At 43.6% G+C, this 525-nt stretch carries 1 protein-coding gene; it reads right to left on the reverse strand.

Annotation, left to right across the window (positions count from 1 at the left end):
• Positions 1–525: hemagglutinin repeat-containing protein (locus ACFILA_RS10000; RefSeq protein ID WP_375661179.1), on the reverse strand; the 525-nt coding region annotated here is incomplete at both ends.

A 525-nucleotide genomic window follows, 5' to 3' on the forward strand; every position in this document is an offset into this window, starting at 1 on the left:
TGTCACACCAGCAAAAGACTTTTCATGCTTTTCTTTTGCGTTAGAGGTATCATAGCTTTCTGATAGGGTAATATTATTGCCGGCATCAATGTTGACATCACGATCCGCCGAAACAATGGCTGCTTGCATATTTACATCATTGTCAGCAGTAATCTGCACATCTTGGCGTGCCGTGATGTGTGATTGTGTGGAAGTGGTTTCCCATTGATCGCCCGTATCTTTGGCGCTTGCAATTCCAACACCTACAGAAGCACCGCTGTTGCTCTTTTCAAACTGAATGCCAAAGCCTGTACGTTCTTCCTTTGAGCTTGAGGAATGGCTATTATGACCAACAAGCACATTCACATCATGCGCTGCCGAAAGGTTAATATTCTCACCTGCAAGATCAGAGCCAACAATTTTCACATCTTTTTTCTTGGCAGTGATGTTGATATTGCCATCCGCATTGAGAGAAGAACCTTGATGCTCAAAACTCTCTTCATTTTCTGTCTTTCCCTCACTCCCGTATATCGACACAAAGCCCTT

The sequence above is a fragment of the Bartonella sp. CL71SXKL genome (assembly GCF_042194935.1).
GTDB lineage: Bacteria > Pseudomonadota > Alphaproteobacteria > Rhizobiales > Rhizobiaceae > Bartonella.